Here is a 23906-nt window from a genome sequence, read left to right as displayed (position 1 = left end):
TTTTGGCAGCTCGTGCGGGCTAGGAACGGTCCGCGAGCGTCGCGCGAATGGGGCGCGCGAGCTGCGTCATGCGGCGGCGGCCACGCAGCTCGATGGACTTCATGAGCGTCCAGCGGGCTTGTTCCGCCTCGTTCGCGGTCTTGAGCGTGGCAGCGTTGGTGAGCACGCGGCCCGGGGTGTCCTTGGCGAGCTCCGTGAGGCGCGCGGCTTCGTTTACCGCGTCGCCGATGACGGTGTACTCAAAGCGGTCCGCGCCGCCGATGTGACCTGCGACCACGTGGCCAGCCACGACGCCGATGCCTGCCTGCAGCTCCAGATCGCGCAGCTCCAGGCGTAGCTCACGCGCGGCCTGCAGTGCCAGCGACGTGGAGTCGTAGACCGTGAGTGGCGCGCCGAAGATGGCCAGGGCCGCGTCGCCCTGAAACTTGTTGATGATGCCCTTGTTACGGTGCACGACAGCCACGACACGCTCAAAGAACTCATTGAGCGCCTCCACGACCTCCTCCGGGGTGTGGTTGACCGCGAAGGTGGTCGAGCCGATGACGTCGACGAAAATGACGGCGACCTTGCGGTCCTCGCCGCCGAGCTGCGGCTTTTCCTCGAGCGCGCGCTGGGCGACTTCGGTGCCGACGTAGCGGCCGAAGATATCGCGCACGCGCTGGCGCTCGGCCAGGCCCTTCATCATCTCGTTGAAGCCGGCCTGCAGCACGCCCAGCTCCGAGCCGTCGTAGATATCGACCTGGACGCCCTTGTCGCCCAGGCGCACGCGCCGGATGGCGTCCTGGAGCTCGAGGATGGGGTCGACGACGGAGTGCATGGAAAAATACGTGCCGGCAAAACCCGTGATGAGTGCGGCGGCGGCGAGGCCCGCGATAAGAATGGAGAGGTCCCCATCAAACCACCCGGCGTAGCGCGCCCTCATGAGCAAGATGATGCCCACGAGCGGCACGCCTGAGGTCATGATCCATGCCGTGATGAGGCGATACTTCACGGGCGGCTCGAGCGTGGAGTCCTCAAAGCGGCGGGCGAGCGCTTCCGCCGCGATGGGACGCACGAGGTTCTCTGCCTGCAGGTACGTGAGTAGGCAGACGATCATCGCCGCGAGCGCGCCCGAAACCCCGATGATGACCGCAAGCCGCCCGGAATCGGCCGCCGCAATGATGACGGTGAGCATGATGCCTAGGCCCCATACGAGTCCGGCCACGCCCGCTTGATAGATAGGAATGCGCAGCACCAAGCCGCGCACCATGTTGGGATCGTGCGTATCTGGACTGCGTTGCCAATCGAGGACCGGCCGGAAAATAAAGCTCGTCACGACCATGCCCACGAGCACGGCAAAGACAACGTAAGCGACGCCGATAGCCCACAGGCTGTCAAAGCGTTCCGCGAATGCGCGTACTTCCGGCATGGGCAGCGCCACCACAAACAGCATGACGGCGATAGCTCCCGCGATATTGCCGCCCAGCACCAGCGCCGCGTATTTCGGCCACGAGGTGTGCAGGAGCCAGCCGGCTGCGCGCAGGAGTCTGTTCATAACTTCATACTCTACTAGGCTGGAGCGGGTGAGTTCCCCCGAAAATCTCTCTGTCGCTGCCCGGCTTGCCGATGCCCCCTCGGTCCGCGACACCATCCTCGCCGCGGCCGCCGCGGCGCATGGCTTGCCTGGTACCGACCCTCGTGCAATGACGCATTCCTGGCTGTTTACCGGCCCGCCCGGCGCCGGTCGTGCGCTGGCGGCCCAGGCGTTCGCGGCCGCGCTCATGTGTCCTGCGGAGCCCGGTCGCGGTTGCGGCACGTGCGAGACCTGCCGCGGCATTCTTGGGCCGGAACCACGGCACACCGACTTGGTATTCATCCGCCCTGAGGGGCTCACCATTGGCGTCGACGGCGTGCGCGACATGATCCGTGACGCCGCGACGCGTCCCACCGTCGCACCGTGGCGCGTGGTCATCTATGACAAGGCGGATCGTCTCACGGACTCCGCGGCCAACTCCTTGCTCAAAACCGTCGAGGAGCCTTCGTCGACGACGGTACTCATTTTGTGCGCGCCCTCGACGGCGCCGGAGGATTTCTCGCAGACCCTGCGCTCGCGCTGCCGCCACCTCTATATCCCTGCGCCGACCGTGGATCAGATCGTCGAGGATCTCGTTGCGGAAGGAGCCTCGCCTGCCGATGCCCGCCTCGCCGCCGTCACCAGCCTGCGCAACGTCGGCAGGGCACGCCAGCTTGTGCAGAATACGGACGCCCAGCGCCGCCGCACCATGGCCATCAACCTGGCCGAGGACATCTTTCATGGCTCGGGCGCTTTTGTCGCGGCCTCGCGGCTTATCACCAACGTGACCAACGAGGCGAAGACCATCAACGAGGCCAAAAACGCGAAGGAGGACGAGGAAATCGCCATGGCCTTCGGCGCCGGCGCGAAGGGCAAGGGCGCGGCGAAGGTGCAGAGCGAGATTAAGAAAGAGATCAAGAAACGGGAGCCAGCGCGCCGCTCGCGCCAGAAGCGTACGCAATACGACTTGCTCGATACCGCCTTGGTTGACCTCATGGGTATCTACCGCGACGCGCTCATGCTTAAAGTTGGCGCTGCGGTGGAGGCCACGCACCCCGATTTCTCTGGTCTCGCAGGCGATCTCGCCGCGCGCGTGAGCGAGGAAGGCCTCGTCGCGGCGCAGAACGCCATTGTCCTGTGCCGCGAGCGTTTGCTCGTCAACCTCGATCCCACGATGGCGCTCAACGGGCTGGTAGGACGCCTGCGCATAGCCTGCCGCGCCCGTTGACCGGCCCGATTTTTTAACTGGGACGGTTGTCCGCTAAGCTTATGCACGCTGTTACATGCAGCGTGCCGCCTTAGCTCAGTCGGTAGAGCATCTCACTCGTAATGAGAAGGTCGTGAGTTCGATTCTCACAGGCGGCTCCACTAAACCCCCAGCTAGAAAGCCTAGATAGCTTCTCTAGCTGGGGGTTTCGCGGTGTCACGCCGCGCACAAAACGAGCACACCCCAGTCGCCGAAGCGACTGGGGGTGGTACCGGATGCGGTCCAGAAAGCCTAACCCAGAAGGCGCGGCACGACCTTGCCGGTGGGGTTGCGCGGCAGGCGGTCCAAGAAGTGGACGTCACGCGGGACGGAATGTGACGCCAGGTTCTCCTCGACGAATTCGCGGATGGCGTCTTCGGTGAGTGCCTCGCCCAGCTTGTCCTTCGTGCGGACAACCCAGACTGCCACGCGCTTGAACAGGTCCTCGTCATCGACGCCACCGGAGTAGACCTCATGGACGCCTGGCATGGACTCCAGCACCTCGGAGACGGACTCCGGGTGGACGTTCTCGCCGCCCACGATGATCATGTTGTCGGCGCGACCCACGACGTGGAGGTAACCCTCCTCGTCGATGTAGCCCAAGTCGCCGATGGACACGAGACCCTGCACGCGTTTGACCTCCATGCCGGGCTTCGTGTAGCCCGTGAGCGTCATGGAGTTATGTAGGTAGATCTCGCCTTCCTCGCCGCGCGGCAGCTCGTTGCCATCCTTGTCGAGGATCTTCAGGCGTGTGCCCGTGGCGACGGAACCCGCGAGCGTCGGATCCGAGGCAACCTGCTCGGCATTCGCGGCTGCGGCGAGCGTGAGCTCCGTCGAGCCATAGATGTTGGCGAGGATGGGGCCGAAGCGATCGATGGTTTCCTCGACGAGGGTTGGCGTGAGTGCGTGGCCGGAAGAGCAGATAAAGCGCAGGGAGGACGTGTCATACGTGCCCTCAGGATCGGCCTCGACCATGCGGCGGTAGAACACAGGCGAAGAAATGAGGCCGTCCAACTGGTAGCGCTGGATGTCATCGAGGCACTGGACGGGGTCGAAGACGCGGTGCGTCACGATGGTGTTGCGTGCGCCCAGCGCGATGTTGAGGCATGCCCAGCCCCACGTGTGGAAGATCGACGCGGTGAGTTGAATCTTTTGGTCGGCGCGCCACGGCACGTTGCCCATGACGGTGCTGAGCACGAACGGGAACTTCGGCTCGGGGCGGATGATGCCCTTGGGGATGCCCGTCGTGCCGGACGACATGAGCACGATATCGCCGTGCTTAGGGAACGCCGGCAGCTTCTCGTCGGCAACGAGCTCCGGGCGTCGGACGATGGAGTCCAGCGTTGTCAGGCCATGGTCGGCTGCGCCGTCGCCCTCGTGGGCGACGATGAGCTCGAGGTCGTGGCTGTAGTTCTTCGGCACGCGCGGCAAGAACTCATCGTCGACGACGAGCACATTGATGCGGTTTTCTTCCATGGAGCCCAGCAGCTGCTCTGCAGAGGAGCCGATGTTGAGCAGGTAGATGGTGGCACCTGCGTAGCCCTTTGCACCAAGCGGCGTGATGATGCCGCGGCCGTTGCGCGCCATGACGCCGAGGCGGATGTCATCGCCGTGGTGGTGACGCAGGTGACGCGCAAACGTGCGTGCCTCGTTGCGGAGCTGACGGTAGGTCAAAGCACCGTCATCGTCAATGAGAGCAATACGCTCGGGGCACGTGAGGTAGCCCTGCTCGAGCTCGCGTGCGGTGGTGAACCTGTAACGGGCAAGAACTCCCGGCAGCGATGCCATGGCGCGCGGTCCGCCCTCGGGGCTGACGATGCCGCTGCTGACGAGGGTCTTCGCTAAAGCGCCGAAAGCCTTCGCATAGAACGGCACGCTAGAGAGCGAGAGGGTCATGAGGGATCATCCTTTAATTAAAGTGACGGGTGTCAATCAGGGTATATCTAACTATCGCCGTAGGCATAAGCACCGTTGCATTCACCAGATGGAGTGTTGCGCACGTTACTCGTGTGACAATATAGTGTAGTTTTGTTTCGGAACATAGCCGTCCCAGTACCTAGCAGGGAAGTAACTCATGCTCTTTACTAAGAAATCGTTGAAGAAGTCTCTCACGGCGACGCTTGCCGGAGTCCTCGCGACTGTCTCACTCGGTGTTGCTGCCCCGCAGGCCGTCGCCCAGGAGCGCAACCTCGTTGCGTTCGGTGACTCCGTCCTTGCGGATCCGCGCGCCGATGTCTACCTGGGTGCCAAGATGAGCTCCACTAGCCCCCTTGGCACGAATTGCCCGCAGTCCTTTAACTTTGCCAAGCGCGCGGGCGCGAAGCTTGGCCTCCCTGTCCGTGACTTCTCCTGCTCTGGTGCTGTGTCGATGGCCCCGGGCCCGCAGATGTCCACGCAGGTCGACGAAGCCATCCGCACCGGTGCCCTCACTGGCGCCACCTCGCGCGTGATCTACGCGACCGGCTTCAACGACACGTACAACAATCGCTCGTTGAGTATGCAGGATATTCGTAACCGCTGGGTGGCCTACAACGCGCCCATCGTCAATCGTATCCGTGCTGCCGCCCCGAACGCACGCATTCAGATTGTCGGCTACCCGACGATTGGCTCTGGCGACCGTTACTGCTTGTTCCACGTCAACGGTGGCGTCCTTGACGCTACTGCGCTGCCCGAGGTGCGTTCCTGGGAGGACAAGGCTCAGTGGATGCAGGTGGATCTTGCCGCAGCTACGCGCACGGAGTTCCTCGACCTGAAGCCTTCTACGCGTAACAACGGCATGTGCGCCGGCGATAACAACCGCATGTGGGCAGGCCTCATTGATTTCAGCGGTGGCCCGGGCAACCTGCCCATCCACATCAATGCTCGCGGACACGAGCATGTAGCTAACGTCGTCGCTGCGTCTTAAAGTCAGGCCTTAAAGAAGGCCACAGCAACACCGCTCAAGGCGGACACCACGTGTGTCCGCCTTGTGTACGTTTGCGGAGCGTTTGACCATTGGCATAAGAATGACAAACCCGCACGGCTCGAGGTGGGCTGGGCGCGTTGCGTGGTTAGTCGTCCCGTGCGGAGGCGAGGAGATAGTCCCCGTAGCCGGACTTCTGGAGGGGTGCGGCTAGGGCAGCGAGGGCTTCGCGAGAGATAAAGCCTTCCCTGAATGCGGCGACCTCGGGTGAGCCGATGATGGTGCCGGTGCGCTTTTGGAGGACCTCGACGTAGGACGCGGCCTCACTCATGGAGTCGATGGTGCCGGTGTCGAGCCACACGTCGCCGCGCTGCATGGTTTGGACGTGCAGGCGGCCACGGCGGAGGTATTCCTCATTAATGGCGGTGATTTCGAGCTCCCCGCGGGCACTGGGTGTGATGGAACGGGCGATATCGACAACGGAGTTGTCATAGAAATAGAGTCCCACCACCGCGTAATTGGACTTGGGTGCTGCGGGCTTCTCCTCGATGGACAGAGCGTTGCCCTCGGCATCGAACTCCACGACGCCGTAGCGCTGGGGATCAGAGACCTCGTAGGCGAAGATGGTGCCGCCGTCGGGGTGTTGGCAGTGCGTGAGCGCGGAGGAGAAGCCGTGTCCGTCAAAGATATTGTCGCCGAGGACGAGGGCGACGTCGTCGTCACCGATGAAGTCCTCGCCGATGAGGAAAGCCTGGGCGAGACCTTCGGGGCGGGGCTGGACGGCATAGTCAAGCATGAGGCCCCACTGTGAGCCGTCGCCGAGGAGACGTTGGAACGCGGCCTGGTCTTCGGGCGTGGTGATGATGAGGATCTCGCGGATGCCCGCTTGGATGAGCGTGGTGAGCGGGTAGTAGACCATCGGCTTGTCGTAGATGGGCATGAGCTGCTTCGAGATGCCCTTGGTGATGGGGTAGAGCCGCGTGCCAGACCCGCCGGCGAGGATGATTCCCTTCATGGAGGTTTAGCTTATCCCACGCGTCGCGTCGTACGGCGCGGCACGAGTTCGAGACGAAAACGATTTTCAGCATGTGACCTGGGCCATCAGTAGAGTGGGCCACATGAGTGAAACTGTACAAGGAGTCATCGCCCGTTCGAAGGGCGCCGAAGTTGAAACCGTCTCTGTCGTTATCCCGGACCCAGGCGCCAACGACGTTATTGTCAAGATCCAGACCTGCGGCGTCTGTCATACGGACTTGGCGTACCGCGACGGCGATATCGAGGACGCGTTCCCGTTCCTGCTCGGCCACGAAGCCGCTGGCATCGTGGAGCGCGTGGGCGACGCGGTAACCCACGTCGAGGTCGGCGATTTCGTTGTCCTCAACTGGCGCGCGGTGTGCGGCGAGTGCCGTGCATGCAAGAAGGGCGAGCCGAAGTACTGCTTTAATACCCACAATGCGTCGAAGAAAGTGACGCTTGAAGACGGTACGGAGCTCACCCCGGCGCTGGGAATTGGTGCCTTTGCGGAGAAGACCCTCGTCCACGAGGGGCAGTGCACGAAGGTCGATCCGAGTGCTGATCCGGCCGCGGTAGGCCTGCTTGGCTGCGGCATCATGGCGGGTCTCGGCGCTGCCGTGAACNAGTTATCGATGCCGTCCGTGAGCTCACCGATGGCTTCGGCACCGACGTCGCCATTGACGCGGTGGGCATTCAGCCCACTTGGCGCCAGGCATTTTATTCGCGCGACTTCGCAGGACGCCTCGTTATGGTGGGCGTACCGAACCTCACCGACCATATCGATATCCCGGCCATCGACGTCTACGGCCGCGGCGGCTCCATCCGCCCGGCGTGGTACGGCGACTGCCTGCCTGAGCGCGATTTCCCGGCCTACACGGCACTGTTCCAGGCGGGTAAGTTCCCGCTGGATAAGTTCGTCTCTGAACGCATTGGTCTCGACGACGTCGAGGAAGGTTTCGCGACGATGAAGGCGGGCAAGGTCCTGCGCTCGGTTGTGGAGCTTTAGGTATCCTGCGGGTAAACGACCCAAACTCAGGAAGAAAGGTAGACCATGAAGATCGATTCCTTTGTTACCTCTGGCAAGTTCCGCCTCGACGGCAACGAGTGGGACGTAGACAATAACATCTACATCCTGGGCGGCAAGGGCGGCTGCTACATCGTGGACCCGGCTCACAACGCCGAGCGCATCTACGACGAGGTCGGCGACCGCCCCGTGCGTGGGATCCTCCTTACCCACGCCCACAACGACCACTGTGAGCTCGCCCCAGAGATTGCGGAGCATTACGGTGTCGAGGTGTACCTCCACCCGGATGATCAGCCCTTGTGGGAAGAATCCAACGGCGACGCGCACTACACGCCGCTCGCGGACAACCAGACCTTCACCATCGACGGTGAGGATGTCGTCGTGTTCCACACTCCGGGTCACTCGCCGGGCTGCGTGGTGCTCTACATCAAGAACGAGAACGCGCTGCTCTCTGGCGACACGCTCTTTAATGGCGGCCCGGGCGCCACGGGGCGCAAGTACTCCGACTTCGACCAGATCGTCGAGTCCCTGCGTAACGTCATTTTCCACCTGCCGCCGGCCACGAAGGTGCTGCCGGGCCACGGGGATCAGACGACCGTCGGCGCGGAGGCCGAGCGCATCGACGAATACGTCGAGCGCGGCTACTAACGCCTCTGATCGTGCGACCGGCGCCGGGCCCGCGACTGCGGTGCTCGGCGCCGGTCGTCTTGTGGGAGGGGCCTACGGACGGAACGCGGCGAGGGGGAACGTCACCGTTCCGTCGTCGAGGGTGAGACACGGGCCGGTGCCCGTGATGACGGCACGGAAGGCGGGGCGGGGCCGTCAACGACGCGCGGCCAATATTCGGCAGAACCGTTCATGATTCTGCAATTGACCGGTTACGATCCCTGCAATGCAAGGATCGTAACCGGTATTTTGCAGAATTAAGGGGGAAATCCGCAGGTCGTTAATCTTCGGGCAGGAGCGCGAGGTAGAGCGCGAGCGCCGCGCGCCAGTTCATGGGTGTGAAGCCGGTGGCCTCGATTTTGGAGAGGTCGAAGGTCGAGTGGGCCGGGCGTGGGGCCTCGGGGCCGGCAATCTCGGCGTACTGCTCCGTGGAGACCGGCGTGACCTCGGAGGGGTCGTGTCCGAGCCCGATGAAGGTGGCCATGGCCATCTCGTCGCGGCCCACGGCGTCGCCCTCGGAGGACAGGTTGTAAGTCCCGTAAGGAGCCGCGTCGGGCCCGACGCGAAGAAGGTGGGTGATTCCCTTCGCCAGGTCCTCCGCGAAGGTCGGACGGCCCTTTTGATCATGGATCACGGCGGGCTCGACGCCGCGCCGCGCGAGGTTCGCCATGGTCTTAATGAAGTTGTTGCCGTCGCCAAAGACCCACGACGTGCGCACAATGTAGTGCTTCGGGCTTGCCGATGCCGCCGCCTCGCCCGCTGCCTTCGACGCGCCGTAGGCAGACAGCGGGGAGGGAATCTCGTCTTCCGTGTGTACCTCGTGGGAGCCGTCGAAGACGTAGTCCGTGGAGACGTGGACGAGCGTGAGATTGTGGTCGGCGGCTACGCGGGCGAGCTTGCCCGGGGCCAGGGCGTTGACGGCCCAGGCGCCCGCGCGGTCGGTCTCCGCGCCGTTGACGTCGTTATACGCCGCACAGTTGATAATGGCGGAGTACTGCTCCCAATCGCGCGCCGCGTACGCGGAGTCATCCGTGATATCGAACTCCGCATGGGTGACGAACTCTGCGTTGGGAAGGAGCGGGCGCAGCGCGCGGCCGAGCTGGCCGTTGGCGCCGGTGACGAGGATGCGGCGTGGGGCCATGGAGGGGGCATCGGCAAGCTGGGGATGGGCGCGGTCTTTCTCGGAGATCTCGGTGGGCTCGAGCGGCCAATCGACCATGTCGAGGTTAACCGCGGCGTAGCGCGCGTCCGGCGACCAGTGCGCGGTGACGAGGTAGGTGTACGCCGTGTCGTCCTCGAGGGCCTGGAAGCCGTTGGCGACGCCGCGCGGGATGAAGACGGCTGTGTCGGGGCCGACCTCGGCGGTGACGAGCTGTCCGTAAGTCTCCGAACCTTCGCGCAGGTCGCACCATGCGCAGAACGCACGACCGGTAGTTACGGAGATGAACTTGTCCCAGGGCTCGGCGTGGAGGCCTCGTGTGGCGCCTTTCTTCGCACTCAGCGAGACGTTGTTTTGCACCGGCTTGAAGTCCGGCAGGCCTGCGGCGACCATCTTCTCGCGCTGCCAGTTCTCTTTGAACCACCCCCGGTTATCGCCGTGGACGTCGAGGCGGACGAGGAGCAGGCCGTCGATGGTGGTGTTCTCGATGTGCATTTACTGTCCTCGCTGTGCATAGGTTGCTTCTGTGGCGTCCTTGGCCGGGCGCCACCACTCTTCATTGTCGCGGTACCACGCGATGGTCTGCTCGAGGCCTGCGCGCAGGTCCGTGAAGCGCGGCCGCCAGCCGAGTTCGCGCTTGAGCTTCGTCGCGTCCATGGCGTAGCGCTGGTCGTGGCCCGGGCGGTCGTTCACGTGCTCGTAGCCGTCAGCGGGATCGAGGCCCATGAGCGTGCAGATGAGCTCGATGACCTGCTTGTTGTTGATATCTGGCTGGTCCGCGCCAATGTTGTAGGTCTCGCCGATTATGCCCTTGTCCAGGATGTCGAGCACCGCCCGGTTGTGGTCGTCCACGTGGATCCAGTCGCGGACCTGCTCGCCGGTGCCGTAGAGCTTCGGCGAGCGCCCGTCCACGATATTGGTGATCTGGCGGGGGATGAACTTCTCGATGTGCTGGTACGGCCCGTAGTTATTCGAGCAGTTGGAAATTGTGGCGCGCAGGCCGAAGCTGCGCACCCAGGCGCGCACGAGGTGGTCCGAGCCCGCCTTCGACGCGGAGTAGGGGCTGGACGGCGCATACGGCGTGGCCTCGGTGAACTTGGTGTCCGCGCCGATCTCCAGATCGCCGAAGACCTCGTCTGTGGAAACGTGGTGGAAGCGCACGTCGTGCTTGCGAGCGGCCTCGAGGAGCGTGAACGTGCCTACGAGGTTGGTCTGGATGAACGGGGAGGGGTCCTCGAGCGAGTTGTCGTTGTGGGACTCGGCGGCGAAATGGACGATGACGTCATTCTTCTGCGCCAGTTCATCGACGAGGGTGGCGTCCGCGATGTCGCCGTGGACGAACTCGACCCCCTCCAGCCCGGCGAGGTTCGCGCGGTTGCCCGCGTAGGTGAGCTTGTCGAGGACGGTGACCTTGATCTCGTCACGCGTAGCGTTGACGAGGCGGACGAAGTTGGCGCCGATGAAGCCGGCGCCGCCGGTAACGAGCATGCTGTGCATGGTTGTCCATCCTAGTCGCCACGCGGGGACGCTTCTCTGACCACAGTTGCATAGGGAGATGCGTGGCGGGGCGCGTGTTACCTGTGAGAATGCTTCCAAGAAAGTATTCGCATTGGCTGATGGAGAAAATCTCAGGAAAATGGGGGTTTGCACAAAGCTAACGAATGAAAAGGATTTTCCCGTGGCACGCATTGCCGTTATGACATCGCCGGCGAAGGGGCACCTGTACCCGGTGGTCGATACTCTCTTGGAGCTGCAGTCGCGTGGCCACGAGATTTTCCTCCGCACGATTCCCAACGAGGTCGAGCGCATGAACGCGTTGGGCTTCCACGCGAGCCCGCACGAAGACCGCTCGGATAATAAGGAACTCCATGACTGGGACGCGCCCTCCGGCTTTGCGGCGCTGCAACTCGTCTTCGACCAACTGGCCGAGCGCATTCCCTACGACTGCGACGAGTTCGAGCTCTTCATCGCGGAGACGAAGCCAGACTTCCTGCTCTGCGACGTGACTGTCTTTGGCGCGCAGCTGGCCGCGGAAACGTCCGGCCTGCCGTGGGCCGTGTGGTCGCCGACCTTCTTGCCATATCCTTCCAACGTCGCGCCGCCGTACGGCGTGGGCATGGGCATTCCGCGCACGCGTGCTGAGAAGGCAAAGGCGGCGGTGCTGCGCAGGGCCATCCCGCTGTTGTGGGACACACAGCTGAAGAAGCGCGTCAACGCCGTGCGCGAGGAACATGGTGTGGATCCCCTCGAGCACGTGCTCGATATCCTCGACATTCCGCCGCTCATCATTAGCTACACGGCAGAGCCTTTCGAGTACTCGCACCCGGATTGGCCGAACCACATCGTGGAAGTCGGACCTGGCTTGTGGTCTCCGGGGCCAGGTGAGGGCATCGTCGATCCCACAGAGGGCATTACGGATCCCATCGTGCTCGTCACGTTGTCCACGGAGTTCCAGAACGACACGGCGCTCGCGCAGTCCGCGCTCGACGGCACGGGGATGCACGTCGTGGTCACGACGGGTGCCATCGAGCCCAAGCTCTTGCGCCCGAATAGTAATTGCACCATCGTGCGCCTGGGCGACCACGCGAAGATTCTGGACCACGCGGCGCTGCTCATCGGCCACGGCGGTATGGGCGTCACGCAGAAGGCTCTCATGCGCTCCGTCCCTATGGTCATCGTGCCCTTCGGTCGCGACCAGCACGAGGTGGCGCAGCGCGTCCTCGCCTCGGGCGCAGGCCAGGCAATCCCCGGCCGTGATGTCACGCCGGAGAAACTCTACGAGAAGATTGTCGCCGCGCTCACCGTCAGCCACGGCCTGGACGCCATCCTCGAGGGTTGCGAGGCCGCCGGCGGTGCGCCGCGCGCCGCAACGCTCATCGAGGAGCGCTTCTAGCCGCTCTGTTCGCCCCCCTTGCATGTCGCCGTTGAGTGTCATGCGAGGGGATTTATTTTTCTCTGAACTCGCCTTTTCTGCGGTGTCAGGGAACCCTTAGTCATTATGTGCCAACTCCCAGATTGGCTCGTACGAGCAACGCGCGCAACGGGAATCTGCGCTGGCCACACCACGCCTGGGAATCCTCCCACGCTATTCCAAAGATCGGTATTTCCGCAGGTCGCGGCTTGTGCCGCGGGATTCTGCTGGAACGGGAACGGCGCTAGATTGTGAGTCATCGGCAGCGAGCCGTCGGGTCACACCGGTCCACGCTGCCGAGTACATATCCATCACACTTCAGAAGGAGACATCATGTTCCCCCAGAATTTTGCACAGTTCCAGCTTCCGGTTCCCACCCCGGCCTCGCAGCCGGAGCTCCATTTTCCGTTCTAGAACGGTATGCGACCTTCAACGAAGGTCACGGTGTACAGAGCCTTTGTCGGTCCCTTCGCGCGGATGTCGTCCCTGCGATGTAGGTGAATAGCGGCAATGAAAGCGGCCTGCTTCTCCCCACGTGTACTAGGGAGAAACAGGCCGCTTTTTACTGTATCCCAGTCTCCCTACCGGTAGGCATTCCGCCAGGAAGCTCAACAAAACCGGGAGTTCCCTTGCCATAATGACAAGTATCTTTTACACTTTGTGATGAAAGGTTGAAATGGAGGTGACAATGCCAGAGCACGCAAACATGGTGCGCAAGTGGCGCCGGTGGCACGAACTGAGCCAGGCGGAGCTTGCAGACAAGGTCGGTGTCTCACGCCAGACCATCGCCAATATCGAAAGAGGAAACTATTCGCCATCGGTCTACTTGGCTCTCGCAATTTGTCAGGAACTGGGCAAGACCGTCGAGGAGATATTTGGAGGAGACGAAGAATAATGATTAACACGATTGCACGCTATTCATTCAATGAGGTTGACCGCGCGGCCCGCGACGAGTTCGAGCGTGATTCCCTGTACAAGTCCTTCGCCGTGGCTTTCCTGGTTATCCAGGTAATGACCATCGTGACCGGCGCCGTGCTCGCCTGGGTCCTGCCTGGTGCGCATGCCCTGTGGGCGTTGGCCGTCTTTGTGCCTTTGGTGGCAGGAGAGATTATCTCCTCCACGTGGCTGAAGACCCAGATGCCGCGTCCGTCGGTGACACGCCGGTGGTCGTTTATGATTCCGCTGCTCGTCGTCGAGCTCATCATGTTCGTGGGGCTCTACGTACGCCTTATGCAGGCCAATAGCGACTTCGCTGACAATTTCGTGGGTGGTGGGTTTGTGGGCGTGGCCATCGCCTTCCTCGTTGTCCCCGTCTTCCGGCGCTGGCAGCATGGTCGCGACCAACGCCGTTTGGACGCACAGCTGGAGGATTAAGGAGCGAAAACACAGAAGGTGTGTGGCTAGGCCGGGGTAACCGTGACCTTCACGGCGCCGGCGTCGGCGGCGATGCGCAGGTCGACGTCACGGAAGATACCGTCGGCTGGGGCGTTCACGGCGTGGCCGCCTTCGACGTGGACGCGGTAGCCATTGGGTGCCCAGATATTCGGCACCTTAATGGTGGACTCAGCACCGGGCTCGAAGGCGCCGGAGCCGTCCGCGCGAGCGGTGTTCCACGTCGCGGTGAAGGCCCCGTCCGTCTTCCAGCCGGTGGGCGTGCCCGCGACGGCAGAGGGGTACGGGGTAGCCAGCTGCTTGACGTTGGACCAGTTGGTGTTGCCGGGCTCGGTGATGGGGCGCGCCGGATTGATGACCAAAGCCTGATCCTGCCAGGAGGACGCCGTGGTGGCCGGGTCGTAGCCGCCGTACTGCCAGTGGAAGCGCGACTGCATGTATTCGTCAGACAGGCGAGCCTGGTTGCGCAGCAGGTTCGGGTTCTTCGAGGCACCGAACTCGGCGAGGACCGCCGGCATGTTCTGCGAGTTGGCGTAGGCCCAGGACTGGTTGATGGCCTTGCGGTGATTCGGCTCGCAGACGGCCTCGGGGAATTCGAGCGGGATGGTGCACACCTGCGCATACGAGTTGAACGCGTGGACGGTATTCGCATCCGGCTTCGTGCCCATGTGCGCGGGCGCGCCCATGACGGTGGTGACGTAGCCGGTGAGCCAGATGCCCACCTCCGAGTCGTGGCGGCGGATGACGTCGCGGACCTGCTTATTCAGGTTGCGGAGCTTCTGCAGCGTGGATTCGGAACAGAAGTCGAGCGCGCAGGGGATGGTCTCCGCGCCGGCCGAGGGCTCGTTGATGGGGCCGTAGCCGATGCCGCCGGTGCGAGGCCGCAGGCAAGCACGACCGAGGCAGCGACGGCGACGGCAGCTTTGGGAAGAGAGAGCAGAGCGTTATTCACCCGTTTAGACTAACAAAACCGGGGGAATTCTCTCAGACCCTTACGCGGGGAAGTGAGGCAGCGCCGTCTCATCGAGCCAGGCCGCGAGCGTCGCGTCGATATCGGCGGGAGTCACACCCGCGTCCTCGGCGACGCTGTGGAGCTCACGGATGAAGTCCTCCGGTGTCACCGTGCCATGCTGGGAGGCTGCGACGTAGGCGCGGACGGCCTGGAAGAAGGGGGCATCGGCAAGCTGGCGGCGCAGTGCGTGGAGGGTGAGCGCCCCGCGCTTATAGACGCGGTCGTCGAACATGGCACGCGTGCCGGGATCGGCAACGAGAATGTCCTCCTTCTTCCGGGCGAGGACGTCGTAGTGGGAACGTGCGGCCTCATGCGCGGTGGGGCCGCCGGAATGCTCGCCCCAGAGCCACTCGGAGTAGCAGGCAAAGCCCTCGTTGAGCCAAATATCGCGCCAGGCGGCAAGGCCTAAGGAATTGCCAAACCATTGGTGAGAGAGCTCGTGGGCGATGAGCCGCTCGTAGCTGCCGTTCGTGTGGTTGGCGCCGAAGATGGACAGGCCCTGGGCCTCCAACGGGATCTCGAGCTCGTCCTCGGTGACGACGACCTGGTAATCGTTGAAGGGATAGTCGCCGTAAGTCTGCGCAAAGAAGTCGAGCATCTCCTGCTGCTGCGCGAAGGCCTCGCGGACCTGAGACTGGAGCTCCGCCGGGGTCCAGGCGCGGGTATCCGGCCCAAGCTTCATCTCGGTGAACTCGCCCACCATGACCGTGGCGAGGTACGTCGCCATGGGGTGCGCGGTCCGATAATGCCAGCGCGTCATAGATCCGAAGTGCTTGCGGGAGACGAGCTTGCCATTGCTCACGACGGTAAACGGGGAGTCCGCCGTGATGATGATGTCGTAGGGCGCTTTCGCGCTGGGCGTGTCATCGCACGGGAACCAGCTGGGCGCGCCGCACGGCTGACTCGCCACGAGGGAGCCGGACTCCGTCTCCTCCCAGCCGATCTCGCCCCAAGCTGTGCGCAGCGGGCGCGGGGTACCGCCGTAGCGAATCACAAGATCGAGCTCCGCTCCGGCGGCGAGCTCATCGCCGAAGGAGACACGCAGCTTGCCGTTCGACTGGCGGAACTTCGCGACGTGCGCACCCTTCGCGCTGACGCGCCGGGCGACCATCGCTCCTGCGAGATCTACGGTGAGCTTGTCCAGCGGCTCGTCGCCGACGCGCAGGTGTAACGTGGCCTCGCCCTGGAGACGATTAGGCTCGACGTTATAGGTGAGATCGAGGCGATAATGCTCGACGGTAAAACCCAGGTTGTACTCGACAGAAGTGTACGGATCGCGGGCAGATTCCTTGTGAAAAACGCCCGCGCGGGCGAGAGAGTCAAGCGTTGTCATAATGCTTGAAACTCTACCGCCCGCGGAGTGCCGACTGTGAGTCGGTGGAGGCTACGCCGGATTTACTTGGCGTAGAACGCGCGCCAGAAGGTGCCCCAGGACGCCTCGAGGTCCTGGCGCCAGCCCGGCCAGGAGTGCGTGCCGGTGGTGCGGAAGTTGTAGTCCGCGCCGATGCCGGACTTGTCCAGCTTGGCCTTGAGGTTGTGCGTGCAGTGGTTGACGGCGGCCTCGATGACGCCACCCTCGACGACGAGCTGGGTGACACCGGCAGCGACGATGGCCGGGTTCATGCCCTGCTTGAGGTAGTACTCCGGAAGGTCAGTCTCGGACGCCAGGCCGGAGGACGCGGAGATGTAGAGCTCCGAACCGCGCAGCTTCTCAGCGTTGAGGAACGCGTCGTTGTAGCGGTTGTAGTCCCCGCCGCGCGGGCCCCACATCTGCTCCGGCTGGCCGCCGCCACGGTTGACGGTGAGGCGCAGGAACTCGTACTGCATGGGCGCGGAGGTCTGCGCGCAGCCAGCGTAGGAGCCGACGGCGTCGTAGAAGCCCTGGTTGTGCTCGGCGAGCAGCAGCGCGGAGGTCGCGGACATAGACATGCCGGCAATCGCGCGCTTGTTATTGGCCTCCAGGCGCTGCTCGAGCGGTCCCGGCAGCTCCTTGGTGAGGAAGGTCTCCCACTTCTGCGGTCCGTTCAAGTACTTGCCGTTCGGGTCCTGGGCCCAGTCCGTGTAGTAGGAGAACGCGCCAGCCTGCGGGATGACGACGTTGACCTTCTTATCGGCGTAGAAGTCCACGACCTGGGACAGGGTGGCCCAGTCAGAGTTCTGCTCGGCGCCACCGGCACCGTTGAGCAGGTAGATGGTCGGGCGGTTCGCCTCACCCGCCGGGATGACGGCGAGCGGGATGGCGCGGCCGTTCATGGCCGGCGAGGTGGCCTGCAGCTTGAGCACGCGCGGGTCGTTGCCGAACTTCTTAAACCACGCTTGGCCAGCGACGGCGTCGGTGACCTGAAGATCGCCCACCTGCGAGACCGGGGTGGCACCGGCGACCTGCTGCGGCGTGAGAACCGCAGCGTTCGCCGGGACGAGAGTGGCGGTAACCAGCGTGGCGGCCACAGACGTTGCCGCGAGGAAGGACGTAAAGCGCTTCATGAGGGTCAATATTCCTTGCAGTGAGAGGTTTAGTTGGTCGCGGCGAGATCGTCAGCGGTGTCGGTGCGGGCAGCGGCCTCGTCGGTCAGAGCGTCGGCTGCGGTGTCGGTGCCGTTGGTGAGGGCGTCTGCGGCGGCCGCGGCAGCGTCGGTGACGTTGTTGAGCGCGCCGGTGTTGCGCTCGGCAGCGTTGGCTTCGTTCTCTTCCTCAGCGGTCGGCGAGAGCTTTTCGACGGTCTCGGCGTTGGCAGCCTGCGGGGCGGCAGAGCGGTCTTCCGATGCCTCCGGAGTTGCGGTCGGCACCTCGGTGGACGCATCTTGGCCGAACGCGGCAGCGTAGGTCGGCCAGGACTTCCAGATATCTTCCTTCCAACCCGGCCAGGAGTGGGTGCCGGTTGCACGGAAGTTCCAGTCAGCGTCGATGCCCTCGCGGTCCATCTTGCGCTTGAGCTGGGTGGTGCAGTCGAACATTGCGGCCTCGATGGCGCCGCCTTCGACGACGAGCGTGGACGAGGACTTGAATGCGGAGGACAGGTCGCCGCCGTTTTTCTCCGCGATCGAGGACAGGTTTTCGTGTTCGCCCGGCAGGCCGGTCGAAGCGGAGACGTAGGTGTGCGTGCCCTTCAGGTTGTTGGAGTTGATGAGCGCGTCGTTGAAGCGGTTGTACTCCCCACCGCGCGGGCCCCACATCTGCTCCGGCGTTGCGTTATTGGCGCGGTTGACGGTGAGACCAACGTAGAAGTTCGTCATCGGCGTGGAGGTCGCGGCGCAACCGGAGTAGGAACCGACGGCGTTGTAGAAGCCCGGGTTGTGCTCGGCGAGGAGCAGCGAGGACGTCGCGGACATGGACATGCCGGCGATGGCGCGCTGGCCGTTGCCGTTGATGTTGGCGTTCACGGTTGCGCCGTCAGTGGCGGTGGACTGATCCTCCGGAGCATCCTTGGCCAGCTCGCCCTCGAGCGGTCCCGGCAGCTCCTTGGTGAGGAAGGTTTCCCAGCGCTGCGGGCCAGGCAGGTACGTGCGGTCCTCTACCGTGTCCGTGGGGTGCGGCGAGTTGTACCAGTCCGTGTAGTAGGAGAAGGCGCCGGCCTCGACCACGACGACGTTGACGTTCTTCGACGTGTAGAAGTCGATGAGGTTGGTCTTACCCTTCTCGCCGTTGGTCATGTAGAGCCATTCCATGCCCTGCTCTGCGCCGCCAGCGCCGTTGAGCAGGTAGATGGTCGGGCGTGCTGCATCGAAGTTGCCGGTCGGCGTGATGACGGCGAGCGGGACCTCGCGGTTGTTCATGGACGGCGAGGTGGCCGTCATGAACTTGACCTTGCCCTTTGAGTTGTTGACGTCAGAAAGCCAGCGCCACTTCTCGTTCTTCGAGGTGACCGTCATCTTGATTTTGCCATCGGCGCCGCGGACGTAGCTGTTGCCGTCCTTGGTGATAAGGCCCTTCTCTGCCATGAACGGCAGGACGTCGTCGTACTGCTTGATGACGGAGAGCTGAGAGCGGTCGACCTGGTCCAAGCTGTCGACGTTCCAGCGGCTAGCAGCGGAGGCGGCCTTCTCGTTCGGGGCCATCTTGTCGTCGGCCTGGGCAAGGGGAGCAGCGGCAAGGCCGAGGGTGAGCGCGACCGCGGCGGAGGTCGTGGTGAGAGTCCTCAAGAACTTCATGTGGTGGCTTCCTGTGTATGTCCTGGCGCGTCCGTGTGGCGCTGGTGGGCGACCTTGACGGGCACGTAGAGATCCATGTGCATCTTCTTGAAACATCGTTGTCTATCCGTCCATCGTTATCAAGCCTTTATGAAATCTCAGGCGCGACCGGGCTTGACGGGGGTGGTGCGCCTGATGGTGGAGCGACGAGATCTGGTGGGCGAGGAGACGTGTGGGCTGGCGGCGACCTGGTTGGTGCCGCAGTCCACGCGATTGTGACAAGAGTTTAACAGGTAAAAATTGTTACCCCTGGTACTGAAGTGGCGTTTGTGTCATAATTTCAGGGACCATTTGTGGGTGACATCGCCGTGGCGCGTTCGCGCCAGGAGGTAACGCCCGCGCTGGCGGTAGCGACAAATAAAGATAGAGACCCCGTGTTGCGCGAGGCCGCGTCGCTCTATGTCGGCGAAGAACACCTGACCTTCCAAAGGAAATTTCATCATGTCTTTTGACAGCATCATTCTGGCTATCAACAACGCTCTCGGCCCGTTCGTCCACATGGGCTCCTCCAACCTTTCTATGGCGCTGCTCGACTTCGGCCTCATCTAATTCGGTTTCAGCGCCTGGGGGCTTGAATCCCCGTTTCCGCGCGTCGCGTGCCCCCGTTTCGAGGGGTGGCGACGCGCGTTTGTTGTCTCTTGGTGGTGCCTGTGCGCGGGGACGCGGCGCGGGAGGGGGCGCGTTTGGGGGAAGAAAAGACAAAAGGGGGAGAGGGTAAGTATCCTGTAGTGCGTGACTAATGAACATTATGACGTTGTAGTACTCGGCGCGGGCCCTGGTGGCTACGTTGCCGCCATCCGCGCAGCACAGCTGGGCAAGAAGGTTGCCGTTATCGAGAAGCAGTACTGGGGCGGAGTCTGCCTCAACGTGGGCTGCATCCCGTCCAAGGCGCTGCTCAAGAACGCTGAGGTTGCCCACACCTTCAACTTTGAGGCCAAGGACTTTGGTATCTCGGGTGAGGTGTCCTTCGACTACGGTGTGGCGCACAAGCGCTCCCGCAAGGTTTCTGCAGGCATCGTCAAGGGCGTGCACTTCCTCATGCGCAAGAACAAGATCCAGGAGATTAACGGTCTGGGCTCGTTCAAGGACGCACACACCATCGAGATCACCGAGGGTGACGACAAGGGCAAGACCGTCACGTTCGACGACTGCATTATCGCCACTGGCTCCGTCGTCCGCTCCCTGCCGGGCGTGGAAATCGGCGGCAACATCGTGTCCTTCGAGGAGCAGATCCTCAAGGAAGAGGCTCCGAAGTCCATGGTTATCGTGGGTGCCGGCGCGATCGGCATGGAGTTCGCCTACGTCTTGGCTAACTACGGTGTGGACGTCACCATCGTCGAATTCATGGACCGCGTCCTGCCGAATGAGGACAAGGACGTCTCCAAGGAGATCGCCAAACAGTACAAGAAGCTGGGCGTTAAGCTGCTCACCGGCTACAAGACCACGTCCATCACGGACAACGGCTCCGACGTTACCGTCGAGGTCGAGTCCAAGGACGGCTCCAAGACGGACTCGCTTACCGTTGAGCGTTGCATGGTCTCCATCGGTTTTGCCCCGCGCGTTGAGGGCTTTGGCTTGGAGAACACTGGCGTCAAGCTCACCGAGCGCGGTGCCATTGAGATCGACGACTACATGCGCACGAACGTCGAGCACATCTACGCTATCGGCGACGTCACGGCCAAGCTGCAGCTGGCACACGTGGCTGAGGCGCAGGGTGTCATCGCCGCCGAGGTTATCGCTGGCGCGGAGACCCAGGTCCTGGGCGATTACATGAACCTGCCGCGCGCGACCTTCTGCAACCCGCAGGTCGCCTCCTTCGGCTACACCGAAGAAGCCGCTCGCGAGAAGTTCCCGGACCGCGAGATCAAGGTCGCTACCTTCCCGTTCTCCGCAAACGGCAAGGCTGCCGGTCTCAACGAGACCGCAGGCTTCGTCAAGCTCATTGCTGATGGCGAGTACGGCGAGCTCATCGGTGGACACATGGTCGGCGCCAACGTCTCCGAGCTGCTTCCGGAGCTCACCCTGGCACAGCGCTTCGACCTCACGGCTGAGGAAATCGGACGCAACGTCCACACCCACCCGACGCTGTCTGAGGCTATGAAGGAAGCTGCCGAGGGCATCGGCGGCCACATGATCAACCTCTAAACTGCGCACGCAGAACAAAAGGCCCTTCCGGGTAGTTTATCTGAACTACCCGGAAGGGCCTTATCTCTGCGCGGGGACTGGCGCCGCGGGGGGATGCCGTCCGGGGTGCGGCGAATCGATCAAGGGGAGTGGAGTGGGAGGGCGCGTGAGCCTGGAAGCGCGCTAGTACGGGGCGATGGTGGAGGAGTGCGCGTCGATGTCGAGCGACTCGTTGATGGCGGGGAAGGCGCGCTGGGCGCAATTGGTGCGCGGGCACGTGCGACATCCGGCGCCGATGGGCGTTGCGGCGGCATCGGAAAGCTCCAGCCCCGCGGCGTAGACCGTGCGATCTGCATGGCGGGACTCGCAGCCGAGGCCAATGGCGAAGAGCTTATTGGTGTCGCTGAAGCGGCCCTGGTGGTGGCGGACGGCGCGAGCGACCCAGAGGTAGTTGCGACCGTCGGGCATCTGAGCGAGCTGGCGGACGATGACCTCAGGCTGGGCGAAGGACTCGTAGACGCACCAGAGCGGGCAGGTGCCGCCCGAGTTGGCGAAGTGCACGCCAGTTGCGGACTGGCGCTTGGACATATTGCCGGCGCGGTCGACGCGAACGAAGGTAAAGGGGATTCCTCGCTTATTGGGACGCTGCAACGTGGAGAGACGGGAGGCGACCGTTTCATAGCCCACGCCGAAGACTTGGCAGAGGTACTCGATGTCGTAGCCGGCTGTCTCAGCCTGGGAATGCATGAGGCCGTAGGGCAGGAGAGTGGCGGCCGCGAAGTAACTGGCGACGCCACGCTTGGCAAGATTCACGGAGGCCTCGGATGTGAAGGGCTCGTGCGACACGAGCTGCGAGATATCCGAGCCGGCCTCGAGGTAGCTGAGCTCCGCGGCCATGCGGAAAGCGCGCTGTCCGGTGCTCAGCCGCGCGGCGAGCTCGAGCGTGCCGGTCTCCGGGTTGAAGCGGTGGAGCGTATCGCCGAGGTTGGGCTGTGTGCGGATCTCAATATTGTGTTTCTCGCGCAGGCGCGTGGCAATGGCCGCCTCGGTGTCGCGGATTCCGAATTCTGCAATGTTCAGGTCGTGGGCGAGACGCTCGGCCTGGTGGTCGAGATCGTCGAGATAGTTCTGCCGGGCATAGAAGAAATCGCGGACCTCGTCATGTGGCATGGACAGCGTTTGCGCACCGGGGCCACTGCGCCGCGTGTCCGTGACCAGCGTGAGCTTGTCGCGTATGGTGCGGTAACGGCGGTGGACGTCGACGAGCGTGCGTGCGACGGACGGGTGGTTATAGACGAGTTCCGACAGTTCCTGAAGCTCGACCGGCGAGGGGGAGATCTCCTGGTCCTGGATAACGTCCTGGATTTCGGCGAGGAGACGGGAATCATCGTCGCGGGAGAAGAACGTGGCGTCGACGCCGAAGACCTCCGTGATCTTCATGAGGACCGGCACGGTGAGTGGACGGACATCATGCTCGATCTGGTTGACGTAGCTGGCGGACAGGCCGAGCGTCGATGCGAGCGAGGCCTGGGAAAGATCGCGTTCGCGGCGGAGCTGGCGGAGGCGGGAGCCGACGTAGGTCTTGGACATGTGAGCTAGGTTACCTGGAACCCCGTGAACGATCCGCAAAATTTGCAAAACTGCTGTGAAGCAAGTTTGCGAGCCGGGCATTCGGGGTTGGATCGTGCGAAAGTTTGATACCTAAAGGGGGAAGACTTTCACGTTTCGCTAATCGGGTGAGGAAAGTCACATCAGTGCACGTAAATACGCAACACAACCGTTTCGTAAATCTAAGTCCCCAAGCGTGTTGCGAGTTTTAACATCTGTGACTTAGGCGATCCATGCCTAATGTATTTAATACGGAAATGGGCATGCGCCGGGATCGCTCATTCTTGACTCAAAATCGAATAGTAACCAGCAGTTAAGCGGGTTAATCTAAGGGGCGACTATGGAGGTGTCATGACTGTAAGAAATCCTGACCGTGAGGCTCTCGCTCACGGCCGCATCACTAATGAAACTGTGCGTACCAAGCCGGGCGTTCCGAGCTGGGTACTCAAGCTGACCATGGCCATCACTGGCCTCATCTTTGCGCTTTTCGTTGTCGGTCACATGGCCGGCAACCTCAAGCTCTACTTGCCGAACCACGACGGCGCCCCGGCGCTCGACGTCTACGGCGAGTACCTTCGCTCCCTGGGTGAGCCGCTGCTCCCGCACGGCGCGTTCCTGTGGATGTTCCGTATTGTGCTGCTCGCCTGCCTGGTGGGCCACGTCTATGGCGCATTCGCTCTTACCGCCCGGTCCAAGCAGTCGCGCGGCAAGTTCAAGCGCACGAATCTCATGGGTGGCCTGGATTCCTTCGCCACGAAGACCATGATCGTCACCGGCGTTGTCCTGCTGCTTTTCGTCATCTTCCACCTGCTGGACCTGACCATTGGCGCAGCCCCGGTCGCATCCGCGGCCTTCGAGCACGGCGCCGTGAAGGCCAACATGCTGGCAACGTTTAGCCGCTGGCCCGTGACCATCGTCTATGTCATCGCGATGTGCTGCCTGTTCCTGCACCTGACCCACGGCATCCGCCTTGCTGCGTCTGACCTGGGTATCACCGGCCGTAAGTGGCGCCAGACCTTCCTGGTTCTGGCCTACATCATCCCGGCGGTCGTCTGCTTGGGCAACATCATCATGCCGCTGTCCGTCGCCTTTGGCTGGGTCTCTTAAAG

Annotated in this window: 19 protein-coding genes, 1 tRNA gene and 1 pseudogene; 11 read left to right on the top strand and 10 right to left on the bottom strand. The window is 63.0% G+C overall.

Annotation, left to right across the window (positions count from 1 at the left end):
* Positions 1–19: 19 nt before the first annotated feature.
* Positions 20–1534, bottom strand: a complete 1515-nt coding sequence (locus tag BN9444_RS02645; protein WP_066509924.1) for an adenylate/guanylate cyclase domain-containing protein — start codon at positions 1532–1534, stop codon at positions 20–22.
* A 28-nt stretch (positions 1535–1562) separates the two neighbouring features.
* On the opposite strand from BN9444_RS02645, the gene BN9444_RS02640 reads away from it, so the two are divergent.
* Together BN9444_RS02640 and BN9444_RS02635 are read left to right on the top strand one after the other, a co-directional pair.
* Positions 1563–2780, top strand: coding sequence for a DNA polymerase III subunit delta' (locus tag BN9444_RS02640; protein ID WP_231725074.1), 1218 nt, complete (start codon positions 1563–1565; stop codon positions 2778–2780).
* Between the two features lie 64 nt (positions 2781–2844).
* Positions 2845–2920: transfer RNA gene (locus tag BN9444_RS02635), tRNA-Thr, on the top strand.
* Between the two features lie 130 nt (positions 2921–3050).
* Here the strand turns inward: BN9444_RS02635 and BN9444_RS02630 are convergent.
* Positions 3051–4694, bottom strand: a complete 1644-nt coding sequence (locus BN9444_RS02630; RefSeq protein ID WP_066509920.1) for an AMP-binding protein — start codon at positions 4692–4694, stop codon at positions 3051–3053.
* 178 nt (positions 4695–4872) lie between these two features.
* Between BN9444_RS02630 and BN9444_RS02625 the strand changes: the two genes are divergently transcribed.
* Positions 4873–5703, top strand: coding sequence for a GDSL-type esterase/lipase family protein (locus BN9444_RS02625; protein WP_066489441.1), 831 nt, complete (start codon positions 4873–4875; stop codon positions 5701–5703).
* A gap of 145 nt (positions 5704–5848) precedes the next feature.
* Here the strand turns inward: BN9444_RS02625 and rfbA are convergent, their stop codons facing one another.
* Entirely contained in the window at positions 5849–6715 is an 867-nt protein-coding gene (gene rfbA / locus BN9444_RS02620; RefSeq protein WP_066489445.1) for a glucose-1-phosphate thymidylyltransferase RfbA, read from the bottom strand.
* Between the two features lie 103 nt (positions 6716–6818).
* On the opposite strand from rfbA, the pseudogene BN9444_RS02615 reads away from it, so the two are divergent.
* Positions 6819–7720 (top strand): annotated as a pseudogene (locus tag BN9444_RS02615) (alcohol dehydrogenase catalytic domain-containing protein).
* A gap of 45 nt (positions 7721–7765) precedes the next feature.
* On the top strand, positions 7766–8386 hold the full coding sequence (locus BN9444_RS02610; protein WP_068801384.1) for an MBL fold metallo-hydrolase: 621 nt from the start codon (positions 7766–7768) through the stop codon (positions 8384–8386).
* Between the two features lie 298 nt (positions 8387–8684).
* Here the strand turns inward: BN9444_RS02610 and rfbD are convergent, their stop codons facing one another.
* Both rfbD and rfbB read right to left on the bottom strand, forming a co-directional pair.
* Positions 8685–10058 carry a dTDP-4-dehydrorhamnose reductase gene (gene rfbD / locus BN9444_RS02605; RefSeq protein WP_068801383.1) on the bottom strand — a complete coding sequence of 458 codons (1374 nt, stop codon included), beginning with the start codon at positions 10056–10058 and terminating at the stop codon, positions 8685–8687.
* On the bottom strand, positions 10059–11060 hold the full coding sequence (gene rfbB / locus BN9444_RS02600) for a dTDP-glucose 4,6-dehydratase (protein WP_066509902.1): 1002 nt from the start codon (positions 11058–11060) through the stop codon (positions 10059–10061).
* Between the two features lie 181 nt (positions 11061–11241).
* Here rfbB and BN9444_RS02595 point away from each other — a divergent pair, with 181 nt between their 5' ends.
* The 3 genes from BN9444_RS02595 to BN9444_RS02585 all read left to right on the top strand — a co-directional run bounded on the left by BN9444_RS02595 (position 11242) and on the right by BN9444_RS02585 (position 13848).
* Positions 11242–12456 (top strand): glycosyltransferase, encoded by a 1215-nt coding sequence (locus BN9444_RS02595; protein ID WP_068801382.1) that lies wholly within the window; start codon positions 11242–11244, stop codon positions 12454–12456.
* A gap of 706 nt (positions 12457–13162) precedes the next feature.
* Positions 13163–13369 carry a helix-turn-helix transcriptional regulator gene (locus BN9444_RS02590; RefSeq protein WP_066490372.1) on the top strand — a complete coding sequence of 69 codons (207 nt, stop codon included), beginning with the start codon at positions 13163–13165 and terminating at the stop codon, positions 13367–13369.
* The gene (locus BN9444_RS02585) at positions 13369–13848 is read left to right on the top strand and encodes a hypothetical protein (RefSeq protein WP_066489472.1); all 480 of its coding nucleotides are present in this window, start codon (positions 13369–13371) and stop codon (positions 13846–13848) included. The genes BN9444_RS02590 and BN9444_RS02585 overlap by 1 nt, the downstream gene beginning before the upstream one ends.
* A 26-nt stretch (positions 13849–13874) precedes the next feature.
* Here the strand turns inward: BN9444_RS02585 and BN9444_RS02580 are convergent, their stop codons facing one another.
* The 4 genes from BN9444_RS02580 to BN9444_RS02560 form a co-directional block, all read right to left on the bottom strand.
* The gene (locus BN9444_RS02580; protein WP_329601904.1) at positions 13875–14717 is read right to left on the bottom strand and encodes a cellulase family glycosylhydrolase; all 843 of its coding nucleotides are present in this window, start codon (positions 14715–14717) and stop codon (positions 13875–13877) included.
* A 141-nt stretch (positions 14718–14858) separates the two neighbouring features.
* Positions 14859–16211: a M1 family metallopeptidase gene (locus tag BN9444_RS02570; RefSeq protein WP_068801379.1), complete on the bottom strand. Its 1353-nt coding sequence runs from the start codon at positions 16209–16211 to the stop codon at positions 14859–14861.
* A 62-nt stretch (positions 16212–16273) separates the two neighbouring features.
* Positions 16274–17362 carry an alpha/beta hydrolase gene (locus BN9444_RS02565; protein WP_066489491.1) on the bottom strand — a complete coding sequence of 363 codons (1089 nt, stop codon included), beginning with the start codon at positions 17360–17362 and terminating at the stop codon, positions 16274–16276.
* A gap of 29 nt (positions 17363–17391) precedes the next feature.
* On the bottom strand, positions 17392–19026 hold the full coding sequence (locus BN9444_RS02560) for an alpha/beta hydrolase (RefSeq protein ID WP_066509889.1): 1635 nt from the start codon (positions 19024–19026) through the stop codon (positions 17392–17394).
* A gap of 332 nt (positions 19027–19358) precedes the next feature.
* On the opposite strand from BN9444_RS02560, the gene BN9444_RS14460 reads away from it, so the two are divergent.
* On the top strand, positions 19359–19517 hold the full coding sequence (locus tag BN9444_RS14460) for a hypothetical protein (protein WP_154666887.1): 159 nt from the start codon (positions 19359–19361) through the stop codon (positions 19515–19517).
* A gap of 280 nt (positions 19518–19797) precedes the next feature.
* Positions 19798–21210, top strand: coding sequence for a dihydrolipoyl dehydrogenase (lpdA, locus tag BN9444_RS02555; protein ID WP_066489500.1), 1413 nt, complete (start codon positions 19798–19800; stop codon positions 21208–21210).
* A gap of 162 nt (positions 21211–21372) precedes the next feature.
* Here lpdA and ramB read toward each other — a convergent pair whose 3' ends face one another.
* Positions 21373–22779, bottom strand: a complete 1407-nt coding sequence (ramB, locus tag BN9444_RS02550) for an acetate metabolism transcriptional regulator RamB (protein ID WP_066489509.1) — start codon at positions 22777–22779, stop codon at positions 21373–21375.
* Between the two features lie 369 nt (positions 22780–23148).
* Here ramB and BN9444_RS02545 point away from each other — a divergent pair, with 369 nt between their 5' ends.
* Positions 23149–23904 (top strand): succinate dehydrogenase cytochrome b subunit, encoded by a 756-nt coding sequence (locus BN9444_RS02545; RefSeq protein WP_066489516.1) that lies wholly within the window; start codon positions 23149–23151, stop codon positions 23902–23904.
* Positions 23905–23906 lie beyond the last annotated feature (2 nt).

This window comes from Corynebacterium phoceense (assembly GCF_900092335.1).
GTDB classification, from domain to species: domain Bacteria; phylum Actinomycetota; class Actinomycetes; order Mycobacteriales; family Mycobacteriaceae; genus Corynebacterium; species Corynebacterium phoceense.
Note: the sequence above shows the minus strand (reverse complement) of the source record. Positions and strands in the feature narration are given on the sequence as shown.

Coding starts and splice junctions, on each gene's coding strand:
- BN9444_RS02560 (WP_066509889.1), bottom strand. CDS start 19,026: ATGAAGTTCTTGAGGACTCTCACCACGACCTCCGCCGCGGTCGCGCTC.
- BN9444_RS02565 (WP_066489491.1), bottom strand. CDS start 17,362: ATGAAGCGCTTTACGTCCTTCCTCGCGGCAACGTCTGTGGCCGCCACG.
- BN9444_RS02645 (WP_066509924.1), bottom strand. CDS start 1,534: ATGAACAGACTCCTGCGCGCAGCCGGCTGGCTCCTGCACACCTCGTGG.
- rfbB (WP_066509902.1), bottom strand. CDS start 11,060: ATGCACAGCATGCTCGTTACCGGCGGCGCCGGCTTCATCGGCGCCAAC.
- BN9444_RS02630 (WP_066509920.1), bottom strand. CDS start 4,694: ATGACCCTCTCGCTCTCTAGCGTGCCGTTCTATGCGAAGGCTTTCGGC.
- BN9444_RS02625 (WP_066489441.1), top strand. CDS start 4,873: ATGCTCTTTACTAAGAAATCGTTGAAGAAGTCTCTCACGGCGACGCTT.
- BN9444_RS02590 (WP_066490372.1), top strand. CDS start 13,163: ATGCCAGAGCACGCAAACATGGTGCGCAAGTGGCGCCGGTGGCACGAA.
- BN9444_RS02545 (WP_066489516.1), top strand. CDS start 23,149: ATGACTGTAAGAAATCCTGACCGTGAGGCTCTCGCTCACGGCCGCATC.
- BN9444_RS02610 (WP_068801384.1), top strand. CDS start 7,766: ATGAAGATCGATTCCTTTGTTACCTCTGGCAAGTTCCGCCTCGACGGC.
- ramB (WP_066489509.1), bottom strand. CDS start 22,779: ATGTCCAAGACCTACGTCGGCTCCCGCCTCCGCCAGCTCCGCCGCGAA.
- rfbA (WP_066489445.1), bottom strand. CDS start 6,715: ATGAAGGGAATCATCCTCGCCGGCGGGTCTGGCACGCGGCTCTACCCC.
- BN9444_RS02585 (WP_066489472.1), top strand. CDS start 13,369: ATGATTAACACGATTGCACGCTATTCATTCAATGAGGTTGACCGCGCG.
- BN9444_RS02570 (WP_068801379.1), bottom strand. CDS start 16,211: ATGACAACGCTTGACTCTCTCGCCCGCGCGGGCGTTTTTCACAAGGAA.
- rfbD (WP_068801383.1), bottom strand. CDS start 10,058: ATGCACATCGAGAACACCACCATCGACGGCCTGCTCCTCGTCCGCCTC.